The sequence below is a fragment of the Enterobacter sp. NFIX58 genome, from assembly GCF_900110475.1.
Classification (GTDB): domain Bacteria; phylum Pseudomonadota; class Gammaproteobacteria; order Enterobacterales; family Enterobacteriaceae; genus Enterobacter; species Enterobacter quasiroggenkampii.
In genome coordinates, this window is sequence record NZ_FODW01000004.1 from 210,008 (window position 1) to 230,468 (window position 20,461).

Sequence of the window (20,461 nt, forward strand, 5' to 3'; positions counted from 1 at the left end):
GACAGACTGGTCTTACACAGCCTGAGGAGGGTTATATGCACATTATCGAACAGATCTTTATTAACGGCGAGTTTGTTACCCCGCACGGTACCGAGCGGTTTGATTTGTACAATCCGGCGACGGCGCAGGTCATCGGCCAGGTTCGTCTGGCGGATGAGGTTGACGCTGAACGCGCTATCGCGGCGGCAAAAGCGGCGTTTCCGGCATGGTCGCAGACCACAAAGCAGGAACGCATCGCCGCGCTGAAGCGCATGCACGCCGCCGTGGCCGCCCGTCACGATGCGATGCTGGACGCCATTGTCGAGGAGTACGGTGCGCCCGCCTCGCGCTCCGCGTGGATGGCAAGCTATCCGGCAGAGGTGATTGCGCAGGCCATCGAGGCGCTGGAGGCGTTTGAGTTTGTCACCTCCGCAGGTGCCGCAACGGTGCAGATGACGCCACTTGGCGTGGCCGGGCTGATTACGCCGTGGAACAGCGATGCCGGGTTTATCTGCGGCAAACTGGCGGCCGCGCTCGCCGCGGGCTGCACGGCGGTGATCAAGCCGAGCGAAATGAGCGCCCTGCAAACGCAGATTGTCACTGAAGCGTTGCGCGATGCTGAATTACCGCCAGGGGTATTTAATATCGTCACCGGACGCGGCGAGACGGTCGGCGAAACGATTAGCCGTCATCCGGACGTGGCAAAAATCTCGTTCACCGGTTCCACGAATACCGGCAAGGCGATCCTGCGCAACGCGGCGGAAAGCTTTAAGCGCGTGACGCTGGAGTTGGGCGGTAAATCACCGACGATCCTGCTGGATGATGTGGATCTGGCGCAGGCGATCCCGCTGGTGATCCAGGCCGGGTTTATGAACAGCGGGCAGGCGTGCGTGGCCGGGACGCGCATTCTGGTGCCTTACTCGCTCAAGACGGAGATCGAAACCGCGCTGGCGCAGGCCGTGGCGGCGGTGAAATCCGGCGACCCGCGCAACAGCACGACAGACGTCGGCCCGATGGTCAGCGAGAAGCAGTGGCTTCGGGTGCAGGGCTATATCCGTAAAGGTCTCGAAGAGGGGGCACGCCTGCTGGCGGGCGGTGAAGGACGACCGGACGGCACGCAGGACGGCTGGTTCGTGCGTCCGACGCTGTTTACCGACGTGAACAACCGGATGACCATTGCCCGCGACGAAATTTTCGGCCCGGTGCTGTGCGTGATCCCCTATCGTGACGAGGCGGAGGCGATCGCCATTGCCAACGACACCGACTACGGCCTGAGCGCAATGGTGCTGGGCGGCGATGTGGACCGCGCACGACGCGTGGCGCAGCAGATTGTTGCCGGTCGCGTGCTGGTGAACACCCTGGCCCATGAACCGAAAGCGCCGTTCGGCGGGTTTAAGCACTCCGGTTTGGGGCGCGAGATGGGCGAGTGGGGAATTCGGGCGTTTATGGAGCCGAGGTCGATGGTGGGCTAAAACCCGCCCGGTGGCGCTACGCTAACCGGGCCTACATGAGCCCGTAGGCCGGATAAGCGCAGCGCCATCCGGCGCAACACTTCGCTCCTTGCCGAAGCATTGTGCTTTTCCCTCCTGCATTCTCTCCCCAACATCACAACGGAGAGAAAACCATGATCGCAGTCCTTTTCGAAGCCAAAGCCGCGCCTGCCCATCAGGCGCGCTATCTTCAGCTTGCCGCAGAGCTTAAGCCGCTGCTGGCGGACATCGACGGCTTTATTGATATCGAACGGTTCCAGAGCCTGATGACCGACGGCAAAATCCTCTCCCTTTCCTGGTGGCGGGATGAAGAGGCCGTCCGCCGCTGGAAGCAGAACGTCTTCCATCAGGCGGCGCAGGCCGAAGGACGGGAGTCAATTTTTGCGTACTACCGCATTCGGGTGGCGCAGGTCGTGCGGGAATATACCTCTGAAACCGGAGGGCATGCCGATGTATGACGTTCATGTCATTTTTCGCGATATCCCGGGTGAACTGGCGTGCTTTGGACAGCTGCTGGGCCGCAACGGCGTGGGGCTGGAGGGCGGTGGCGTATTTGGTACACATGCCCATTTCCTGGTGGAAGACGGGGAAAAAGCGCGACGCGTGCTGCTCGACGCCGGGTTTACCGTGCAGGCGGTGCGAAAGCCGGTGATCAGAAAGCTTAAGCAGGAACGCCCTGGCGAGCTGGGGGAGATCGCAGCGGCGCTGGCGGCACGCGGTGTGTCTATCCTGACCCAGTACAGCGACCATGCGAATCACCTTATTCTGCTGACGGATGATGATAAGCTGGCCGCAGAGATCACCGAACCCTGGGCGGCCCATGCTTAAGACGAGTTTACCCACTGATAACAGCGCGATGCTGGAAAAGGCGATTGCCGCGGTGGCGGCTGCAATGGCCGATCCGTCGCGCGTGAAGATGCTCTGTGCGCTAATGGACGGGCGGGCGTGGACGGCCACTGAACTGAGCGCGGCGGCAGATGTCGCACCGTCGACCGCCAGCGGGCATCTCGCCCGACTGCTTGAAGGGCAACTGATAACCTGCCTGTCGCAAGGGCGGCATCGCTATTATCGTCTTGCCGGGCACGACGTGGCGGCGCTGGTGGAGCAGATGATGGGGCTTTCGTGGAGCCGCATTACCCCGCCGGAAACCACGGCGCCGAAAGCCATGCGTGAAGCCCGGACCTGCTATGACCATCTCGCAGGCGCGGTGGCGGTGCAGATCTATGATTTCATGCAGGCGGAAGGCTGGCTGGAGGCTGACGGTTCAGCGTTGACACTCTATGGCCGGGAGCAGTTCCTGACGCTCGGCATTTCGTTAAGCGCGCATCCGCGCCGGAAGGCCTGCTGCGCCTGCCTGGACTGGAGCGAGCGGCGGTTTCACCTGGGCGGAGAAGCCGGCGCATTGCTGCTCGATCATCTGGAAAATAAAGGCTGGATCCAGCGGGTGGCGGGGTATCGGGAGGTGGTGGTGACGGCATCGGGGAAGGCCGCTGTAAAGAGGCTTTTTAGCCGCTAAAAACGCCCGGTGGCGCTGCGCTTACCGGGCCTACGCGTACATCGCCTCCAGTAACACCTTTCGCAATTCCTGCGCTTTCGCCTCTCGTTTCTTGATAGTTACCCTGATAACTATTATCTTGACCGTGTGTGACGAGAGGTTTCCCCATGAGTGAAGAAGAACTGTTCTGCCGCAGGCCGATGGGCATGCGGATGGCGATGATCGTGCGCCAGTGGCGTGCCGTCATCGACGAGGCCATTCTCGATACCGGGTTAACCCAGTCGAGCTGGACGGTGATGATGCAGCTTCATCAGCTCGGGGATAACGTCTCAATGAGTGAGCTGGCGGAGGTGCAGGGCATTGAACTGCCGCCGCTGATGCGCACCCTGACACAGCTGGAAAAGCAGGGGTACCTGCTGCGCGCTGTATCGCCTTATGACAAGCGCATCCGGCTTCTGACGCTGACGCCTGAGGGAAAAGCCCTGTTACAAAGGCTCACTCAGGTCATTGAGACGTATCAGGCGCGCGTATCGCAAAACATCGCGCCGGAACATCTCGACATTTTCAGCGCCACGTTGAATCAAATCGCCTGCAATTTGCGGACAATCCGCGAAGAAGATAACAAGACCGAAAAATAATGACCCCTGAACAAAAGTTTGCCCGCTGGGTAAGGGTGAGTATTGCCTCTTTCCTGCTGATGTTTGTCTACTTTATCGTCGCGGATATCTGGATCCCGCTGACGCCGGACTCAACCGTGATGCGCGTGGTGACGCCGGTGTCTCCGCGCGTCTCCGGTTACGTGGCGGCGGTACATGTCCACAACAACAGCCAGGTGAAGAGAGGCGATCTGCTGTTTGAGCTCGATGACACGCCGTTTCGCAATAAGGTGGAAGCGGCGCAAATTGCGCTTGAGCAGGCACGCTTGTCCAACGAACAGCTGGATGCGCAGATCGCCGCCGCGCAGGCCAGCCTGAAAACCGCCGTGCTGACCGCGCGTAACGACAAAGTGACTTTTGATCGCTATCAGAAGCTGAGCACGCTGCAGAACGTCTCGCAGGCGGATCTGGATAAAGTCCGCACGACCTGGCAGAGCAGCGAACAGTCCGTCAGCTCAATTCAGGCCAACATTCAGAACCTGCGTATCCAACGCGGCGAGCGGGACGAGCACCGCAACGTGACGCTGCAAAAATACCGTAACGCGCTGGATGAAGCAGAGCTGAACCTCGGCTGGACGAAGGTCTACGCCCAGGCGGACGGCACGGTCAGTAACCTGCAGTTGAGCCCCGGCTTCTACGCTTCATCCGGTTCCGCCGCGCTGGCGCTGGTGAACAACCAGACCGATATCGTGGCCGATTTCCGTGAGAAGAGCCTGCGCCATACCCATCAGGGCACCGATGCGGCCGTGGTGTTTGACGCCTTCCCGGGACACGTTTTCCGCGCCCACGTCACCAGCAGCGACGCGGGGATCCTGGCAGGTCAGGAGGCCGTTAACGGCCAACTCTCCGAGCCGGAAACCTCCAACCGCTGGGTGCGCGACGCCCAGCGCATGCGCATTCACGTGACGCTGGACGAGGCGCTGCCGAAGCATCTGCCGACCGGCGCCCGCGCGACCGTGCAGCTCTACAACAGCGAAGGGCCGTTTGCGCGCTTCTTCTCCGGGATGCAGATCCACCTGGTAAGCCTGCTTCACTATGTCTATTAGTACCCTGGCGCGGGTCTTTACCCCGCACGGCAACATCGTCTATACGGCAAACGACTTTCGCCAGACCCTGCGCATCGTCTTTGCCGGGATGATTGCGCTCAGCATCTCCAGTTTCTATAACACCAGCTACGGCGTCTTTTTCGTGGTCTATCCGATCATGCTGCTTTCGCTGGTGCCGGTGTTTAACCGCCACGTGGCGAAGCAGTTTATCTTCAGCGCATCGCTCAACTGCGTCGAAATGGTGATTATCATCGGCTATTTGTCGCAATGGCCGATCATCATGACGCTGGTGGTCTTTGCCCTGTACGTGATGCGCTTTCGCTTTATGAGTAAAGGCCCGCTGTTTCTGTTCGGTTCGATGGGCGTGGTGTGCCAGAGCGTGATGCTCAACTTTATGAGCTACCCCACCACCAAATGGCACACGCTGCTGTTTTCCAACATCGAAGCGAGCGTAATGGCGGTGTGCCTGAGCGCGCTGATGAACTATCTTCTGCCGGATGTGGAACCCCGCAAGCCGCCGCCGCTGATTGAGAAAGACGACGCCCGCGTGCGCCACGAGTCGCTGCTCTCCGGTACCGTCGCGACGCTGATATTCGTCGTTTTTCAGATCAGCGACTTAAGCGATTCGCTTTCGGCGCTGATGGCAGGGATTTTGATCCTGTTCCCGATGCACTATCGCGGCGCGGTGATGAGCTCCATCTGGCGCGTGGTCGGCGTGGTGCTGGGCTGTCTCTATATTCTGGTGGTGCAGCTGATCCTCTACGATCACAGCAGCCATATGCTGCTGATGATGCCGCTGATCGGCCTTGGGCTGGCGTTTGGTGCGCGACTCCACGTGATGGAGAAGGTGGGGGCGGGCGTGGGCTTCTCCAGCATCACCACCATCGGGATAATGTTCGGGCAGAACATGCACCCGGACACTGACCTGGTGTTCAGCGATCTGTACCGCATCACCTCCGTCACCTTTTCGCTGGCGGCGACGCTGACGATGGTCTTTCTGGTGCACCTGGTCCTGAACCGCTTCGAGGCGACGCGCTACGTCATCGCGCCGCCCAAAGCGGATTAATGTCCCAGCACGGCAGGCAACTGCGAGAGTAAAAACAGGATCAGGCCAATCGTCCCGCCCACCAGGGTGCCGTTGACGCGGATAAACTGCAGATCCTTGCCAATGTTCAGCTCAATCTGGCGGGACATGTCTTTGGCATCCCAGCTTTTCACCGTGTCGCTGATATGGCGTGTCAGGAACGTAGCAAAATCCGGCGCGAGGCGGTGCGCGGCCTGCTCCAGATGCTCGTTCAGCGAGGCCTGCAGGTTCGCATCGTTCGTCAGCGTTTCACCGAACCACAGCCCGGCGTTGGCGATGCGCTGCTTCACGCGCGAGTCCTCACTCTGCATATCCGCCTTCAGCCACTGGCGCAGATCGGCCCACATCTCGCCCAGATAGCGGTTAAACGCCTCATCGTTTTTCAGGTAATGCTTGATGTTGTCGGCTTTGGCCGCCATGTCCGGATCGTTTTTCAGGTTGTCGATAAGCTTCAGCGTGGCGCGGTCAAACGCCTGGCGGATCTGGTGCGTGCGGTCGTGGCTGATATCGTCCAGCAGCGTGTTGACCGCGTTCGATACCATCTCCGCACTCTGATCGCCCAGCCACTCGGTGGGCAGCACCATCGCTTTGCGGGGATGCTCGGTTTTGAGCCAGTGGACGATCTGGTCGGCGATAAAGTCCCGCGTGCTTTCCCGCTGAATCAGGGTAATCAGTCGGTTGATGATGGTGTCCAGCAGCACCTGATGACGGTTGTTTTTGGTCATGCTCTCCAGCATCACGGCGCTGGTTTCGGTGAAATCGACCTTGTCGATGGCCTTATGCACCGCGCGTTTGAGCAGGCGCTGAATGCGCCCGTCGTCGGTCAGCTCGAGAAAACCGCTCATCACCTGCATCAGATGCAGCCCGACGCGCTGGGCGTTGTCAGCCTTGCTGAACCAGGCACCAATCATCTGGGCAGGTTCATAGCGGCGAATCAACGCCACCAGCGACTGGGTATCCAGAAACTTCTCCTGCACGAACTGGCCGAGATTGTCGCCGATCCGGTCTTTATTGCGCGGGATGATCGCCGTATGGCGGGAGATAAAGGGAATCGGCACCCGGCGGAACAGCGCGACCACCGCAAACCAGTCCGCCAGCGCGCCGACCATTGCCGCCTCGGCAATGGCCTTGACGCCGCGCACCCAGAAGGTCTGCGGCAGGAACAGGGTGGTGATAAAGGCCGCGGCGGCAACCAGCAGCAGCGACAGCGCCAGCAGCTTGGCGCGTTTGAGTTCAGCTATTTTTTCCATGGGTTAAGGATAGAGGCAAGTGAACCAAAAGTGCAAAACTGGTGTAAGGGGGAGACGCATACTCAGTGTGAACCAATGGCGTCTATATAAAAAATATATACATCTAAATTTTCTATTATTAATTTTTCTATATTTTTTGTGCTTATTTATTTTCGGACGTAATGTTTTGTGACCGTCGTAGTCATTTTAACGTTCCTGCTAGCCATAAGATAAAGGACTATTTATGAAAGGAGACGGTATCGATGACATGGGAGTATAAAGTTTCGACGGGGGTATTGAGCCATAATGGTGTGTTTGTCGCTAACTGCTACAGCGGTGCGGGTGAATCGAAAGATAAGCCAGAGTGTGAAAGTCAACGAAACAGAGGCCCCATTCCCAGAGGTATTTATTTTATTGCCGGGTGGAATAATCATAAAAGTGCTGAGGCCATTATTCTTGAGCCTATAGCGGGGACCAATACCTTTGGTAGAGATCATTTTCAAATTCACGGTGATAAAAAAGGCCAGCCGCCAGGTTCTGCATCAGCAGGTTGCATCATTATGAACGGTCAGGACAAGCGTCATATGATTTATGATTCGGGTGATACAATACTGGTGGTGCGATAATGAAGTATATTATTGCGCTATTCTTCTTGTGCTTACCGATGGGGTTATTTGCCAAAAACCACACTCCTGAACAGATAGTGCAGATGATAAACGACAAAGGCGCCATGTCTGTTGTAGCGGAGCTGGATTCAAATGATACGGGTGAGTCGGAATGGTGGAATCATGTCATACCAGAGATAAGTAAAGGAACTCAGGCATGGTTAGCCGTGGCGAGTGCCCTTGAACCCGGAGTGGACGCCAGTACGGCTGAAGATTTAAAGGCGGCGCTTTCTGAAGCTATCCCACATAACCCTGAAGGTGTCTTAGCAATCTTAAAAGACGATAAACCGTTACTCACTGTTGAACAAATATGCGCGTTTGCGAATTTCCCCGAAACCGAGGCAGAGAGTAATAAACTTGTTGTGGATTCAATCAGGGAGATGTTCAAAATAAAAAGTCCGGAGGGTAAAAGATGTCTCGCCGTTATGATCTCAACTGTTGAACACTCTTTTCCATTCGATAAGGATATGTAAATGGCCATTCCGGGATATATGTCATTAACTGACGATGCGGGTAATAGCATAAAAGGCAGCGTGAAAGTTAAAGACCGTGAAAACCAGATTGAGGTTTTAGGGCTCTATCATAACGTAAGCTATAATTCTGACCTGCATAATGGCAGAGCATTGAGCAAACGCCAGCATCGTCCCTTTCTGATTGAGAAGGAAATTGATGCCTCCAGCGTTTTTCTCTATAAAGCACTCAGTACGGGCGGTACGCTCAGGAAAGCGACTATCGACCTGTACAGAATCAATGATGCCGGTCAGGAAGAAATCTATTTCACGATAACGCTGGAAGCGGTGAAGGTCGTCACGGTGTTTTCATTAATGCATGACGTGAAAGAGACTTACCATGAAAAACAGGGTCATCTTGAGCTTGTTTTGCTTCGTTATGAAAAGATTACCTGGCATTACCGTGACGGTAACGTTATTCATTCGGATGACTGGGATTATCGGTTAGGGGCTTGATTAACTGGCAACGGGAGATTGATTATTTCCTGTTGCCAGAATGCAATATCTACTGTATTTCAATCTTTTAACCGTGTAATTTGTTTTTTGTTAAAAATAATAAAGTTTAAATTCTTATAGATTTTCCCTTCACCCCAGTGGTTTGTTGTTGGGCGTACTTTACCGACAACAATAATCTCGTCTTTTGGTTCGAGGTTTTCAAAAAAGGTAGCATCGTTACAAGTTAAACCTGGTGCGAAAAACTCTTTGCTTTTATCCTCATGCTCCAGTGTGCATACCTCTCCTTTAAGGGCGAAGAAATTATTTTTTTCATTATTAATGTGTTCTCGTGCTTTTTTTACCGTTATAAGAATTGCGACAGGATGAGCGGTTTTTGCGGCCTTTTTAAAAAGAATGGGATAACGGTCTTCATCATAGAAAAAGTCATTCCAGCTAATTTTCTTGCCGTTATAATCTATCTTCACCAGGTCAGATAGTGTTTTCTTATCGCTGCTTTCCTCTATTTTTGCTCTGATTTTAGCAATACCTGCAGCCGTATTGAAGTAATCTGCGAGACGCTTTTCTGTTTTCTTATATCGAATTCGCTTGCGTGCTTTCTCTTCCGGATCGGCTTCTTCCTCTGGTGTAAAACTGGCTTTTCTTAGAGCGGAACTGGCTTCAATAAGAACGTTCATTCGGAAGATAAACGCTGAATCCTGCGCTTCGAGAAGAAGTTTTCCGTCTTCAACATTTTGTGAATGAGCGACAAGAGAAGTGATTGCTGATTTGACGCTGTTTTTACAATTGAAACTATGTTCCTCATTTTTCTGTAAACGTAAAAACGCTGAAATGTTCTTGCCGTTACGTTTGTGCGCCTTGACCCAGCTGATTTTAGCGGGGCAGAACTCACATATCAGCCCCTCTCTATCAATTTCTTTAATATCTTTTACAGGGATACGGGAGTGTATATTGCGCTCATCACGCGCGTAAAACATTTTTAAACCTTCGGCCATAATCTGCTCCTTATAATCCTTGTTGCACCGGAAGAACAGTTTTTCCAAAATCATTTGATATATTACATTTTTATCGAGCCCATATTTTCTTTAAAATTCTCTGCCTGCATCAATACGCCCAGATAGACCTCGTCGTTTGCTACAGGAGGGAACTTATGTTTATGCAGTAAAAGAATTAACTCAACTTTAAGTTTGGCTTTGATGTCATCGCGTTTACTCCAGTCTGGGTACTTCGACGTGTTATCAACCACTGCTTTCATCTCTTTTGCAAGCGCCAGCATCTTGTCGTCTTCATAGGTAAACTGATACTTGTCTCGCATATGCGCCAGGATGTCGTAAAACGCTTTCTCTTCAATATCAATCCCTAAATCTGCATAAGTGCCCATTTCGGTTTTAATATCATAGATAATGTCGGTCATTTCCTGACTGAAACGTTCAAACTCTTCACCGTTCAGCACGTCGTCTTCCCGGCGCTCGTTATATTTGTCCATAATGGACTGGAAACGGCGAGTGAAGTTGATCCCCTGAAGCTGGTTAATCTTTTTAAAGTCGCTGATGGCTTTCTCCAGCAGTTTCTGCAGAAGCTGGATCTTTGTTGCGGGCAGCTTGATCTTATTAATACGCGCCAGATAATCCTCGTCGAAAATATCGATCGATTCTGCTTTCTTATCGCCCAGGAAAAACAGCTCTTCCACGCCATCTGCTTTTAATGCGTCAGAAATCATCTCTCGCACTCGGGCGTTCATCTGGGTAACGTCAGGAGCATCCCCCTTGGTCAGCTTAAAGACGATAGAGCGCACGGCAAGATAGAAATGGATACGGTCTCGCTCTGTCTGCGATAGCGCCTCGCTGCCGCAGCAGACATCGTAGGCCGCCTTTAGGCGCTTCACCAGTCCCATAAAGCGACGTTCTATTTTCTGTTTACGCAAGACAAATTCTGCCGCCTGATTCAGGCATGCCAGCTGAGCCTGAGGCTCTCCCGTAAAGTAAGCGCGGCTGTCGAAATCGTGGAACACCTGCGATAGAAGGTCGAGATGGTTCTTCACCTCAATGACCGACTGCTGAATGTCCTCAAAGTTGGTGGCATCAATGCGGGAATACATCGCCAGTGCCTGGTTCATCTGGCGCTTGATGCCGATATAGTCCACCACCAGGCCTTTGCTTTTTCCTTCCAGCTTGCGGTTAACACGGGATATGGTCTGGATAAGGTTATGTTTTTGCAGCGGCTTATCGATATAGATAGTGTCCAGTTCCGGGACGTCGAAACCGGTGAGCCACATATCGACCACAATAGCGATTTTGAAATTCGACTTTGCATTTTTGAACTGTTTATCCAGTTCTTTACGATACTCTTTGCTGCCCAGCAGGTCGTACAGTTTGGCATCATCGTCTTTACCTCGCGTCATCACCATCTTGACCATTTCGGACGGTGGCAGCTCTTTCTGCTCCTGCTCGGTAAGCACAACCCCTTCAGGGGCCTGTTTGACCTCAAACCACGCCGGACGACAGTCTTTTAACTGACGATACAAATCCCAGGCAATTTCCCGGCTGGCGCAGACAAACATGGCCTTACCTTTCACCGTTGAGCCTTCAGCGACGCGCTTTTCATAGTGTTTAGCAAAGTCTTCCGCCAGCGCCTTCAGGCGATCCTCATCACCGAGGATCGCGTTCATGGTAGCGCTGGCTTTTTTACTTTCGTCGATTTGCCACTCATTGGTTCCCGCGTTAGCGCACTCTTCGTAATATTTCTCTACCTCTTCCAGCTTGCTGGCATCCAGGATCACTTTTGCAGCCCGGCCTTCATAGACGATGCGTACCGTGATCTCATCCTGAACGGATTCGGTCATGGTGTAACTGTCCACTACCGCGCCGAAGACATCCAGCGTAGCGTCTACAGGCGTCCCGGTGAAACCGACATAGGTGGCCGCTGGCAGCGAGTCGTGCAGATATTTGGCAAACCCCCAGGTCTTGCGTACTTTGCCGCTCTCTTTATCAACGATCACTTTCTGATCCAGGTTGACCTGGCTGCGGTGCGCTTCGTCAGAGATACAAATGACGTTGTTTCGCTCGGAGAGCAATTCGGTGTCTTCAGTAAATTTATGGATGGTGGTCAGGAAGACGCCGCCGCTGTTACGACCGGCCAGCTTTTCCCGCAGATCGTCGCGGCTGGTGACGGGTTCTACGGTATCGTCACCGATATAATTTTTGGCATTGCACATCTGCGTGGAGAGCTGATCGTCCAGATCGGTACGGTCAGTGATCAGCACGATGGTCGGGCTGGCAAACTCGACGCTTTTCATCAGCAGGCGGGTTAAGAACTGCATGGTGTAGCTCTTACCGCAGCCCGTGGCGCCAAAGTAGGTGCCACCTTTACCGTTGCCGTAAGGTTTACGCGCTCGCTCAATGCTGTAGTAGAGCTTGCGCGCGGCATAGTACTGCGGATAGCGGCAGCAGATTTTAACTTCGTGTTTGGCTTTATCCGGGAAGCAGATAAAGTTTTTAATCACATCCAGCAGGCGTACCGGGTGAAAAAGCCCCTGAATCATAGAGTGCAGGGAAGGGATGCCGTCCTGCTCGCGGTTTTCATTACCGGTGACTTTACGCCAGGAGTAGAAATACTCATACGGCGCGAACAGGTTGCCCATGCGGTTATTGACGCCGTCGCTGATAATGCACAGCGCGTTATAGACAAACAGCTGCGGAATATCGCGACGATAGCGGGTGCATAGCTGCTTATACGCATCACCAATATTGGCTTCCTGCTCTCGCACCGCGCTTTTAAATTCAAACACCACTAACGGTAGGCCGTTGATATACAGGATGGCATCCGGAATGCGCGGCTGGTTTTCTTTGCCGGTGATGGTCAGCTGATTAACGATCTTAATGCGGTTCAGCGGCTGGATAAGATAGCTTGCTGGCGTTTCAGCAGCCTGTTGCAGTGGTACCTCTTCGCTATCGAATAACTCACGCAATGCGGCAGGCAGGAGCCGGGTATCGAGCAGTTCGATATAGAGATCTTTCTGCTGACGATCGTCGCGTTTAAACAGGAGGCCATTGGCCAGCCAGGTGCAAAAGATCTTATTGCTTTCGTAGAGATCGGAAGCGGGCAGGGTGGTGAACTGTTTAATCAGCCGCTGGATTTCGTCTTCCGTAATACCGTCAGCCTGATAACGAGCAGCGAGATAGTGGCGAAGATCGTCTTCAATAATCACCTGATCGAGGCTGGAACGCGGCACATTGTCGCCTGTCAGGTGCTGGTAACCCTGCTCCTGTAGCAGTTCAATTATTGCCTGTTCTAACTTCGCTTCACTGAATGAGAGATGCATATCCCGCTCCGGCCCTGGCTGGTTTTCTGGTAAGGGTTCCTGTAATAAGAGAAAACCTTACCAGAAAGCCCCTTATTTTACAGGGGCAAAAATGCGTTATGCGGCTTCGGTTTGTTTGATGAGGTCGGGGAGATCCTCCAGGGACAGCTCGCCGGAGATGAGTTTGGGGAGCAGGGTGTCGCGGAGGTTACCCAAGATGATTTGCTCATTATTATGCGATTTTTCAATCCATGGCATAACGATACGATAAAAAGCATTAATGACTTGAACACTTGGAATGACTATCTGTTCAGCCTCAAGAAAATATTTTGTCTGAAAATTAGCGATACCTGTACTTTGATTTTGGTATTCCCACATTTTCCCATCATTATATATTTTGCTCAGATGCAAACTAATGATTAGCCCAAGTTCTACAGATAACGGCTCGAATTTGCGACAAAAGCTTGCAGGTTCGATAACACCGCCTAATCGATCAATGATCTGTTCAGTCATGAAAATTGAGCGGCCAGTCGACTGTGTTGGACTCCCACCTGAAACTTCAATGATAATGTCACCGACATTAATTCTTCTTTTTTCAAGCTTTTTCGGTTCAACCCATCGATATGGCGCAGAGCTTAGTTTTCCGGAAATTAACTCCGGAATGTCTGTTCCACGTACAATCACAGCTTGGGTTGTATGTTTTTCATCCTCTGAATCACTTCCCCAGTCACCACCAATTGTATTTTTTAGTAAGCTATCAACATTTGAAAATTTCCAGCCTTTCGGGATTAAACCCAACTCCATTTCTTCAAATTCAGCCGGGAACAGTGCACGAACTTCCGCTGGAAGTTGTTTGAAATTTGCACTTTTGCGTACTTTTTGACGCAGTTCGGCGCGAGATTGCAGCGCTTCCGGGATTGGGTTTCTCGCATCCAGCGCGTTATCAATCACGGGGTCGAAATCCACAAACCAAGATTTGAACAGGGTTTGGGACATTTGTTCAAGGGTTTGGTTTTGAGCGTTACTTAATCTTTTTCTCTCATCAATTTTTTGTATTATATGTACAGCTTTCTCCTGATCTTCTTTCGATTCAGGCATTAGAAATCTGAAATCACGCATCATTTTTAACGATACGTTTTTGATTGTACTTCCGGTTGAGCATCTTTGAATATATTCTTGAAATAAGTAACCAGAAAGTATATAGAGTATGAAATGTTTGCTAATGCTATCTTTTAAGTTTATATAACAAGCACTTTTACCTAAGATTATATCTTCATTATTATATAAAGCTGTGTTTCCTATGGTACCATTTATGGAGACTAACACAGTGTTATCACCCAATTCTTTATGATGTCTCAAAAATTCATCATGATCAACTCGCTTAGTTGTATCGGTTATTTTTATTGAGTTATCAGATAAATTACTCCCATTTATAAAATAATAGTTACCCGAATCGTTATAAACCGGTGTTCCATGAATTCCATCACCGATTTTTTCAGAAATCTCTCCCAGTGATACTTCTATCCACTTACTCTCCATAACCCAACACCTCCAGGTTCTGGCGAATTGCTTTATCCAGTTCTTCCGCCTGCTTCATCTGCGCAAGCAACGTCTGCGACAATTCACGCATTTTTGTTTCAAACGCCACGCCGTCATCTTCCTGCTCAGCAGCACCGACATAGCGGCCCGGGGTCAGCACATAGTCGTTAGCCTTGATCTCTTCAATAGTCGCGACCTTGCAGAACCCGGCCTGGTCTTCGTACTGCGCCAGCCTGCTGTCGCCGCGCTTAACACGCTCGGCCAGCTCTTCCGGCGTGCTGCGCCACGCATGGTAGGTGTCGGCGATGGTGGCGATATCGTCCGCCGTCAGCTCTTTGGTGGTGCGGTTCATCATGGTGCCGAGATTACGCGCATCAATAAACAGCGTTTCACCCTGACGGTTGCGGTAGCCTTTGGCAGGATCGGCCGCCTTCGATTTGGTCATAAACCACAGGCAGACCGGGATCTGGGTGGTGTAGAACAGCTGGCCGGGCAGGGCGATCATGCAGTCGATCAGATCGTTTTCGATCATCTGCGCGCGGATCTCGCCTTCGCCGCTGGTGTTGGAGCTCATGGAGCCGTTTGCCAGCACAAAACCGGCGGTGCCGTTGGCCGACAGCTTGGAGAGCATATGCAAAATCCAGCCGTAGTTGGCGTTACCGGTTGGCGGTGTGCGGTAACCTGCAAAGCGCGGATCGTTGGTCAGCTCGGCGTCGTTACGCCAGTCTTTCAGGTTAAATGGTGGGTTCGCCAGAATATAGTCAGCTTTTAAATCCGGGTGCTGATCGCTGAAGAAGGTGTCCGCAGGGCGTTCGCCAAGATTGGCTGACAGGCCGCGAATCGCGAGGTTCATCTTCGCCAGCTTATAGGTGGTGGCCGTCAGCTCCTGACCGTACAGGGCGATATCGCGGCTTTTCCCCTGGTGGCTTTCGACGAACTTCACCGACTGGACAAACATCCCCGCCGAGCCGCAGCAGGGGTCATAAATTTTACCCTGGAACGGTTCGAGCATCTCGGTCAGCAGCGTCACCACGCATTTTGGCGTATAGAACTCACCACCGCCTTTGCCTTCGGTGGCGGCAAACTTGCCGAGGAAGTATTCGTACACGCGGCCGACCAGATCTTCTTTCGACAGCGCTTCAACATCGGTTTCATGTGCTAGCGTTTCGATATTGTCGATAGTGTCGATCAGCGACGCCAGCTTCTTGGTTTCCAGATCCTGACGGCTGAAGTAGTTATCCGGCAGCGCGCCTTTCAGCGTCGGGTTGCGCTTCTCAATAGTAGAAAGGGCGTCATCAATCAAAACGGCGAGGTTATCCTGCTTGGCATTCTGTTTGATAAACGACCATCGCGCCTTTTCCGGCAGGTAGAAGATGTTGTCCTGCTGATAAAAGACTTCCATTTCCAGGAAGTCTCCCTGGCCTTCGTCCTTCATTTTTTGACGACGGGCCTCGAACTTATCGCTGATAAATTTCAGGAACACGAGGCTCAGCACCACGTGCTTGTACTCGGAGGATTCCACGCTACCGCGAAGCTGGTTCGCGGTATCCCATAAAGTATCTTCAAAGCCTTTCTTTGCTTTGGCTTTTTTCGTTGGTGCTTTGGCCATGATGAACTCAATCAGGAAAAATTTGGCGTCTATTGTAGCGATTAAGACGTTAAATTTCGCCTTTTAATCCCTCTTCCAGCTCATCAAAAAGCTGTAAATCCACATCCAGCAGCTCGACCGCGTTGCTGCGTCGAATGCCGACATTATTCTCAATCAGCAGTTCAAGGAGACGGTCACCATCAATCAAGGTAATCGGTGCGGCACCGGGATGCAGAGCCGCTTTTTCACAGTTGCCGGCAAAACGCCCCGTGGTGATCAGTGTGCCCCGGATTGCACTGTGATAAGGCAACGCACCGCGTAACTGGTCGATTACAGGACGGGTGATATTGCTCTGCATACGCTTAACCTGCACCACTTCCGTAATAGTGGTAATGCCCACCTGTACTCTACCGACGACATCGACGCCTTTATCGCCCGATGCTTTTGTCACTTCCACCTGTTCATAACCCATTGCCTCCAGAAGTTGAGCAATCAAATGCTCAAACTTGTAGGGATTCATGGTGCTGATTTGTTCGCGAAGCTGCTCTTTTTGCTGTTGGTTGTAGCGCTTCACCGCGTCCAGAAGTTCTTTTCGTGGGTCGGCTTTGCGGGCCGGTAAGGCATTCGCTAACCATGCCCGGCCTTTATCGGTGATGTAGTAACTCATCCCTTCCCGGGCGACCATATCGCGATCGATCAGGTTATAGAGGCGCGAGTAGAGGGTGCTTTTGATGGAGCTGGTAGACGCGAACTTTGAATGCTGGTGTAAGAAAGCCTGCCATTCCGGGAGTAAGTCAGCACGACGGGACATTTCACGTCCCGCCAGGAGTTCAAGAAGTTGCAGTAACCCTTCTTTATCGTCCAGCGTGCGTAACGTGGCATCATCATTATTCAGAAATTGCTGACCGTGCTGGGTGGGGACCCAGGTATCTTTCGGCGTCGTTTCCATCAGTTCAAAGACAGAAGAGTTTAGAAACAAATAGCTACCGTAGCTATGGCGCGGATTGAGGATGTGGCTATCCTGATTCCATATTCGCAGCGCGATCTCAGCGTCTTCGCCTTTCAGGCGTTCGTTGATCCACATATCAGGTTCGGACCAGTCGACCGGGTTTTGCGGCGTGCCGGTTTGTTCCTGAATCGCGCTGATCATGTTACGTACAGAATTCACTGAATAGCCGGAGACGGCTTTCATCATTGCCTGAACCTGCGCATAGGTTGGAAAAAGTGGCGTAATGACTTTGTAATTTTTCACGTTGTTCCCTTAACGATTGCTGTGGCGTTAGCTTGCCACGTCAGGGAATAAATACTAATAGCTAAGTCACTTATTTTGTAAGGTAATAAAGGCGTTGCTTTCTATAGGGGCAATACACTATTTTCCAGCAGCCGCCACAGCACCCACCCGCCAAACCCCATCAGCACCACCCCCGCCGTGCGCTCTATCAGCCACAGCGCACGGCTGAGCTTCTGTTGCACCGACGATAACCCCATCAGCGACACCAGCGCCAGATCCCACGCCAGCACCACCATCACCATCCAGACGCCGCACGTTGCCTGCTGAAGCAGCGTCACGTTCGGCCCCAGTAGCGACGTCATCAGCGCCAGATAGAACAACGCGTTCTTCGGATTAAGCAGCGCCGAGCCGAGCCCCAGCAGGATCTGCTTGCGCAGAGAAGGGCAGCGCTGATGGGTTTCATTCAGCCTCATCGCCTGCGGTTGGCTGCGCACCAGATGCGAGCCGATCCACAGCAGGTACAGTGCGCCGGATAACTCGATGAGCGTAAACAGCCACGCAAACTGGCGCAGCGCACTCCAGCCGATAATCACCAGTAAGATATACAGCCCGTTGCCCGCAACGATGCCGACGCACAATCCAGCGCTGCCGCGCAGTCGGTAGCGCGCCGCGTAGCCCAGCAGCAGGAAAAAGTCCGGACCCGGGCTTAACAGGGCGACAAAATGCGCTAGCGCCAGGGCGAGAAAAGCAGAAGGGAAGAACAGTTCCATAGCAACCTCGGTTAACAATCTGAGGTCAGGCTACGGTGATGCCAACGTTATTTATTGTCTGATATTGATCGGCCCGTCGCGTACTGGCGCGGCGTGGCGGCGGTATAGCTGACGAAAGTCTTATGAAAATGGCTCTGGTCGGCAAAGCCGCTCTGGTAGCCAACGTCGGCGATGTCGTCCCCGGCACGTAGCCGCGCTTTGGCGAACTCCACGCGGGAGATGTTGAGGAAGCTGCCCGGCGTCAGGCCGGTATCCTGCCGGAAGGTGCGGATCAGCGTCTCCTTGCGCAGCGAGAATCGTTGGGCAAGTTCGTCGAGGGAAGGCGGTGCGGTCAGGTCGGCAAGAAACGCCTGCCGCACGTGCTGACTGGTTGAGCGAAGCGCATCTGCGTTTTCCACGCAGCGGGGCAGGGCTGAAAGCAGCCTGTCCACGGATACAGGCGACATCATCTCAACAATATCAAGGTAGCGCTTAAACAGCGTAGGGTCGCGAATCACCTGGAGCGCCAGAGGAATATCGGTATCGATATAGAGCATATGGTAGCTGCGCGGTTGCCCGGCGACGGGGTTGCAGCTGTGCGGCGCAGAGGCCGGGATCACGATGAGGTCCCCGGGGTTAAGGATGTATTCTTTGTCATGACAAATGCAGCAGGTCTGGCCTTCCATAATCGCGCCGATAGAGAGCTGAGGGTGACTGTGGCGTTTGTACGCCTGCGTGCTCTGCCACGTGCTGCGCAGCTCAAGGCCTGAGGCGCGGTGAAAAGTCTGCCGGATGTGTCGGGTAACGGTCATATGCCCTCCTTCTGGACGTTTTTTATACCACGTCAGCGAACCGTCTGGCAGCGCTTCATTAAGAACCTTCCGGATATACCCAACTTTACGTCCACGGCCAGTCATGTTGACTACCCTTAATACCCTAAGCGGTAAAACAAGGAGATTCGACATGGCTTATCAGACAGTAAATCCTGCCACTAACCAGCTCATCAAAGAATACCCCTCACATACCGACGCGGATATCGACGCGGCGCTGAAAGCGGCCGATGCGCTTTACCATTCGGACTGGGCGAAAGGCGACATCAGCCAGCGCCTGCCGGTGCTGCATAAGCTTGCCGATCTGATCGACGAGCGCACCGAGGATCTGGCGAAAATCGCCAGCCAGGAGATGGGTAAGCTCATCGAACAGAGCCGCGGCGAAGTGAAGCTGTGCGCGCAGATCGCCCGCTATTATGCTGACAACGCGAAGCAGTTCCTGGCCCCGGTGAAGTATCAATCCGAACTCGGGGAAGCGTGGGTGGAGCATCATCCCATCGGCGTGCTGATGGCCGTTGAGCCGTGGAACTTCCCGTATTACCAGCTGATGCGTGTCCTGGCACCAAACCTGGCGGCGGGCAACCCGGTGATCGCCAAGCATGCCAGCATCGTGCCGCACTGCGCCGAGACCTTTGCCCACCTGGTCCGCGAGGCGGGCGCGCCGGAAGGGGCATGGACTAACCTGTTTATTTCGTCCGAGCAGGTGGCAAACATCATTGCCGACGATCGCGTGCAGGGTGCCGCATTAACCGGCTCCGAAAAAGCCGGTAGTGTGGTGGCCGCACAGGCGGCGAAGCACATTAAGAAATCCACGCTGGAGCTGGGCGGTAACGACGTCTTCGTGGTGCTGGACGACGCGGACCTGGACAAAGCCGTCAAGACTGGCGTGAATGCGCGTCTCAACAACGCCGGGCAGGTCTGTACCGCGGCGAAGCGCTTTATCCTGCATGAAAAGATCGCGGATGCCTTCCTGAGCAAATTCACCGAGGCGTTTAAGCAGGTGAAGATTGGCGATCCGCTGGACGAAAGTACTACGCTGGGGCCGCTGTCGTCGAAAGATGCGCTAGAAACGTTGACCAAACAGGTTAACGAGGCGGTGAAAAACGGCGCGACGCTGCACTATGGCGGCAAGCCGGTGCAGCGCGATGGGAGCTTTTTTGAACCGACGATCCTGACGAACATCTCGCGCGACAACCCGGCGTACTTCGAAGAGTTCTTCGGCCCGGTAGCGCAGATGTACGTGGTGAAAAACGACGACGAGGCGGTCGCGCTGGCGAACGACTCCCACTACGGCCTGGGCGGGGCGGTATTCAGTCAGGATATCGAGCGTGCGAAGAAAATGGCGTCGCGGATCGAGACCGGGATGGTGTACATCAACTGGCTTACCGATACCGCGCCAGAGCTGCCGTTCGGCGGCGTGAAGCGCTCCGGTTACGGACGCGAGCTGTCGGATCTGGGGATCAAAGAGTTTGTGAACCAGAAGCTGGTGGTGGTGCGTCAGTAAGAGGTCATAAAAAAACCTGCCAGCCGGCAGGTTTACTAAGAACAATGTCATCGCCTTTCTTGCCGGGTGGCGCTGCGCTTACCCGGCCTACAATGTGCAACAATTTTAATATAT

General features: G+C 53.3%; 19 protein-coding genes. 11 read left to right on the plus strand and 8 right to left on the minus strand.

The window, feature by feature from the left end; all coding sequences use genetic code 11:
* The first annotated feature begins 35 nt into the window (after positions 1-35).
* From BMW97_RS17330 to BMW97_RS17360, 7 genes are all read left to right on the plus strand, one after another.
* Positions 36-1,451, plus strand: coding sequence for an aldehyde dehydrogenase family protein (locus tag BMW97_RS17330; protein ID WP_045908097.1), 1,416 nt, complete (start codon positions 36-38; stop codon positions 1,449-1,451).
* Between the two features lie 152 nt (positions 1,452-1,603).
* On the plus strand, positions 1,604-1,927 hold the full coding sequence (locus BMW97_RS17335) for an antibiotic biosynthesis monooxygenase family protein (RefSeq protein WP_045908098.1): 324 nt from the start codon (positions 1,604-1,606) through the stop codon (positions 1,925-1,927).
* The gene (locus BMW97_RS17340) at positions 1,920-2,297 is read left to right on the plus strand and encodes an amino acid-binding protein (RefSeq protein WP_090393037.1); all 378 of its coding nucleotides are present in this window, start codon (positions 1,920-1,922) and stop codon (positions 2,295-2,297) included. Before BMW97_RS17335 ends, BMW97_RS17340 begins: the two co-directional genes overlap by 8 nt.
* A complete protein-coding gene (locus tag BMW97_RS17345; RefSeq protein ID WP_045908100.1) occupies positions 2,290-2,985 on the plus strand; it encodes an ArsR/SmtB family transcription factor in 696 nt (231 codons plus the stop codon). Before BMW97_RS17340 ends, BMW97_RS17345 begins: the two co-directional genes overlap by 8 nt.
* Positions 2,986-3,131: 146 nt before the next feature.
* Positions 3,132-3,602 (plus strand): MarR family winged helix-turn-helix transcriptional regulator, encoded by a 471-nt coding sequence (locus BMW97_RS17350; RefSeq protein WP_024908312.1) that lies wholly within the window; start codon positions 3,132-3,134, stop codon positions 3,600-3,602.
* Positions 3,599-4,666, plus strand: coding sequence for an HlyD family secretion protein (locus BMW97_RS17355; RefSeq protein WP_090393039.1), 1,068 nt, complete (start codon positions 3,599-3,601; stop codon positions 4,664-4,666). Before BMW97_RS17350 ends, BMW97_RS17355 begins: the two co-directional genes overlap by 4 nt.
* Positions 4,656-5,732 (plus strand): DUF2955 domain-containing protein, encoded by a 1,077-nt coding sequence (locus BMW97_RS17360; protein ID WP_090393041.1) that lies wholly within the window; start codon positions 4,656-4,658, stop codon positions 5,730-5,732. The genes BMW97_RS17355 and BMW97_RS17360 overlap by 11 nt, the downstream gene beginning before the upstream one ends.
* On the opposite strand, the gene BMW97_RS17365 is transcribed toward BMW97_RS17360, so the two are convergent.
* Positions 5,729-7,000 (minus strand): DUF445 domain-containing protein, encoded by a 1,272-nt coding sequence (locus BMW97_RS17365; RefSeq protein WP_045908103.1) that lies wholly within the window; start codon positions 6,998-7,000, stop codon positions 5,729-5,731. The genes BMW97_RS17360 and BMW97_RS17365 overlap by 4 nt on opposite strands.
* Positions 7,001-7,242: 242 nt before the next feature.
* Between BMW97_RS17365 and BMW97_RS17370 the strand changes: the two genes are divergently transcribed.
* From BMW97_RS17370 to tssD, 3 genes are read left to right on the plus strand one after another with little or no spacing between them, the layout of a single operon-like run.
* Positions 7,243-7,605, plus strand: coding sequence for a tlde1 domain-containing protein (locus BMW97_RS17370; protein WP_021240619.1), 363 nt, complete (start codon positions 7,243-7,245; stop codon positions 7,603-7,605).
* Entirely contained in the window at positions 7,605-8,117 is a 513-nt protein-coding gene (locus tag BMW97_RS17375) for a hypothetical protein (RefSeq protein ID WP_045908104.1), read from the plus strand. The genes BMW97_RS17370 and BMW97_RS17375 overlap by 1 nt, the downstream gene beginning before the upstream one ends.
* Positions 8,118-8,609: a type VI secretion system tube protein TssD gene (tssD, locus tag BMW97_RS17380; RefSeq protein WP_032655043.1), complete on the plus strand. Its 492-nt coding sequence runs from the start codon at positions 8,118-8,120 to the stop codon at positions 8,607-8,609.
* Between the two features lie 59 nt (positions 8,610-8,668).
* Here tssD and BMW97_RS17385 read toward each other — a convergent pair whose 3' ends face one another.
* The 7 genes from BMW97_RS17385 to BMW97_RS17415 all read right to left on the minus strand — a co-directional run bounded on the left by BMW97_RS17385 (position 8,669) and on the right by BMW97_RS17415 (position 18,825).
* Positions 8,669-9,601: a hypothetical protein gene (locus BMW97_RS17385; RefSeq protein WP_139177222.1), complete on the minus strand. Its 933-nt coding sequence runs from the start codon at positions 9,599-9,601 to the stop codon at positions 8,669-8,671.
* A 62-nt stretch (positions 9,602-9,663) separates the two neighbouring features.
* The gene (locus BMW97_RS17390; protein ID WP_090393043.1) at positions 9,664-12,927 is read right to left on the minus strand and encodes a type I restriction endonuclease subunit R; all 3,264 of its coding nucleotides are present in this window, start codon (positions 12,925-12,927) and stop codon (positions 9,664-9,666) included.
* A gap of 96 nt (positions 12,928-13,023) precedes the next feature.
* On the minus strand, positions 13,024-14,445 hold the full coding sequence (locus BMW97_RS24350; RefSeq protein WP_045908107.1) for a restriction endonuclease subunit S: 1,422 nt from the start codon (positions 14,443-14,445) through the stop codon (positions 13,024-13,026).
* Entirely contained in the window at positions 14,435-16,054 is a 1,620-nt protein-coding gene (locus BMW97_RS17400) for a class I SAM-dependent DNA methyltransferase (protein WP_045908108.1), read from the minus strand. Before BMW97_RS17400 ends, BMW97_RS24350 begins: the two co-directional genes overlap by 11 nt.
* Positions 16,055-16,103: 49 nt before the next feature.
* On the minus strand, positions 16,104-17,285 hold the full coding sequence (locus BMW97_RS17405; RefSeq protein WP_045908109.1) for a restriction endonuclease: 1,182 nt from the start codon (positions 17,283-17,285) through the stop codon (positions 16,104-16,106).
* A gap of 101 nt (positions 17,286-17,386) precedes the next feature.
* A complete protein-coding gene (locus tag BMW97_RS17410; protein ID WP_090393045.1) occupies positions 17,387-18,034 on the minus strand; it encodes a LysE family translocator in 648 nt (215 codons plus the stop codon).
* A gap of 47 nt (positions 18,035-18,081) precedes the next feature.
* The gene (locus tag BMW97_RS17415; protein ID WP_045907705.1) at positions 18,082-18,825 is read right to left on the minus strand and encodes a helix-turn-helix transcriptional regulator; all 744 of its coding nucleotides are present in this window, start codon (positions 18,823-18,825) and stop codon (positions 18,082-18,084) included.
* A 151-nt stretch (positions 18,826-18,976) separates the two neighbouring features.
* Here BMW97_RS17415 and BMW97_RS17420 point away from each other — a divergent pair, with 151 nt between their 5' ends.
* Positions 18,977-20,347: an NAD-dependent succinate-semialdehyde dehydrogenase gene (locus BMW97_RS17420; RefSeq protein ID WP_045907706.1), complete on the plus strand. Its 1,371-nt coding sequence runs from the start codon at positions 18,977-18,979 to the stop codon at positions 20,345-20,347.
* Positions 20,348-20,461: the final 114 nt, after the last annotated feature.